This is a genomic window from Variovorax sp. LG9.2, from assembly GCF_035018885.1.
Lineage (GTDB): Bacteria > Pseudomonadota > Gammaproteobacteria > Burkholderiales > Burkholderiaceae_C > Variovorax.
Genome location: NZ_JASJXB010000075.1, coordinates 1 through 2,472 on the forward strand (window position 1 = coordinate 1; position 2,472 = coordinate 2,472).

Annotated in this window: 2 protein-coding genes and 1 pseudogene; all 3 read left to right on the forward strand. The window is 54.0% G+C overall.

All coding sequences use genetic code 11. The features are described from left to right. Positions 1-1,027: hypothetical protein (locus tag QN413_RS26865; protein ID WP_323499614.1), on the forward strand; the 1,027-nt coding region annotated here is incomplete at its 5' end. After that, positions 1,024-1,680, forward strand: a complete 657-nt coding sequence (locus QN413_RS26870) for a hypothetical protein (protein ID WP_323499615.1) — start codon at positions 1,024-1,026, stop codon at positions 1,678-1,680. The genes QN413_RS26865 and QN413_RS26870, both read left to right, overlap by 4 nt. A gap of 321 nt (positions 1,681-2,001) precedes the next feature. Next, positions 2,002-2,373 (forward strand): annotated as a pseudogene (locus QN413_RS26875) (IS66 family transposase); the annotation flags it as partial. Between the last annotated feature and the right edge of the window lie 99 nt (positions 2,374-2,472).

The window sequence follows — 2,472 nt, forward strand, 5'->3', positions numbered from 1 at the left end:
TACCGGCAACTCGCCAGTCAAGCCACCACGGTGGCGGCCTGACTTAAACCAATCAGCCTCCACGAATCCCGGGGCGACTCATTTTGTTGGCGCCATGCCGCTGATGCTACGGCAGCACTTCGGCATGCAAAAATCTCACCCAACAAAAAAACGAGGAGAAGGTATGCCGGGGCAAATGGTGCTGAGGATCTGGGACGTCGAACACGGGGCATGCGCGATGCTTGCCCACCACCAAAACGGAGTCGCCGGCCGCTTGGCGATGATCGACTCCGGAGATACGTCTGATTGGAAGCCAAGCGAACATATCAAAAACGTTCTCGGTCGTACCCAGCTTGACTACCTCATCATCACAAACGCTGACCAAGACCACATGAGTGATCTAGATGGATTATGGCAAGCGGGGATCGACGTTAAAACGCTTTCGCGCAACCGCCATCCTCCACCGGATGTGCTGCGCGCGATCAAGAGTGTGCACGGTACAACGAGCGACATTGAGCGGTATCTAAAAATTCACGAGAGCTACACGGCTACCGTCTCGCAGCCGTTTAACACTTACATGGGTGGAATCACCAAGACCACGTTCTCCAATACCTATCCTCAGTTCCAAGACACCAACAACTTGAGTTTGGCGACCTTCATCAAGTTCGACGACTTTAAGATATTGTTCCCCGGTGATCTTGAAGAAGACGGATGGACAGCACTACTGCAACGGGAAGACTTCTGCGAAGAACTGAAGGGTGTGACGATCTTGGTCGCATCCCACCACGGTCGTGAAAACGGGTACTGCGAAGAGTTGTTCGACTACTGCCATCCACGTGCCGTGGTGATGTCAGACAAAGCAATCGTTCACAGCACGCAAAACATGACCGGGGTCTATCGAGGCGAAGTGCAAGTACACCACCCGGATGGAATCTTCGTGGCGTCATCCGGTCTTCGACGCCGTGTGCTCACGACTCGCAAGGATGGATGGATCGAGTTCACTGTTGGAGACAACAACTTCAACGTGAACACGGAGTACCGAGGATGAAGGCGGAAAGTTCACTTAAAGCCCAAAACATCAAGTGGTTGGTGATGCTCGCGGCGCTCGACGTGCTGATCGTGCTGGTGTTTGTGTTTCCCGAAGTCATCGAGAACGGAGAGATAAAGCGACTCGCCGTTGTGCGTGGCCTCATCACATCGGTGCTTCCGGTTGTTGTGCTCCTTCTCGCTGGCATGCTCAGTCATGACATCAAAGCTCAGTTGGTGTTTTGGAGAATCAAGAATCCTTTGCCCGGGGCGGAAGCGTTCACGCGGTACGCGCCCACCGATGTACGGATCGATATGGCGGCGCTCAAAAAGAACGTCGGCGAGCTTCCCACGGATCCATCCGAGCAAAACAAGAAGTGGTTCAAGCTTTATCGGATGGTCGAGAAGGATGGGGCAGTCACGGAGGCTCACAAGATGTACCTGCTTTGCCGAGACATGGCCGCCATGTCCATCCCACTCATCGTGCTGGTGCCAGTCGGTCTGCACTTTGTAGGCGTAACCTCGCTGGCGCTTTGCGTCACGGCGGGGATGTTTGTGATTCAATACTTTGTGGCTCGTGTGAATGCGAGAAACAGCGGGATAAGGTTTGTGTGCAATGTTTTAGCGATCCATTCCACAAAAAAAATGGCAAATGCGAAAGCAGTGGTCGCATAGGTACGGGACATCATTCTTCAAGCCGCGTGCTTAAGTTTGAACGGTATAAAAATCATGACGCCCGAGTACAAAGCCGTCGCCTCAACAAGGCAGTGACTCATAGCATTAAAGGTAAAGGTCTCGAAGACTGCGCTAACGGGTAGGCATCTTAGGTGTGATCTTTCGCGCCCTGAGCATCTTTTTCCTATCCTGGTGTTGTCGGCTATGGGATATGGTCCCATCTACTAGCAGTCTGGGAAATATGGCAAACGTTCAACGAGCGATGCTTCATTTCTTGCCAGCTTGATCGCTTTAAATATCAGCCGAGTCAACGATGAGATGCACGAATGGCTGATCGCACATTGATTGCGCGTGCCGGCTGGCTCGGCGACGGCTAGGGCGCGACTACAGCTTGAACTGCTGGTCGGCGCTGATGCGCTACATCGACGATGGGGACCTGCCGCCCGACAACAACTGGTTAGAGAACCAGGTTCGACGGTTCGACCGATCGCGCTCGGCCGCTTAAACTGCTGTTCGCAGGGAGTCTGCATGTCGGTAGGAGAGCAGCCTCGGTGATGAGCCTGCTGGTACTCGGCGCGTCTCGACAAACTCCATCCATATGCGTACCTGCGCGACGTGCTTGCCATGCTTGCCAAGCACCCAACGCATCCAGCCAGCCGAATCGCTGAGCTGTTGCCTTATCGCTGGACGCCTGACAAAACAATCCGAGCCTGCGTGACCTTGCCCCCGGAATCCGTACCCCATAGCCGAGTTCATGAATTGGCTTGCTGTGGCTGATTGGCAAGCCAGTCC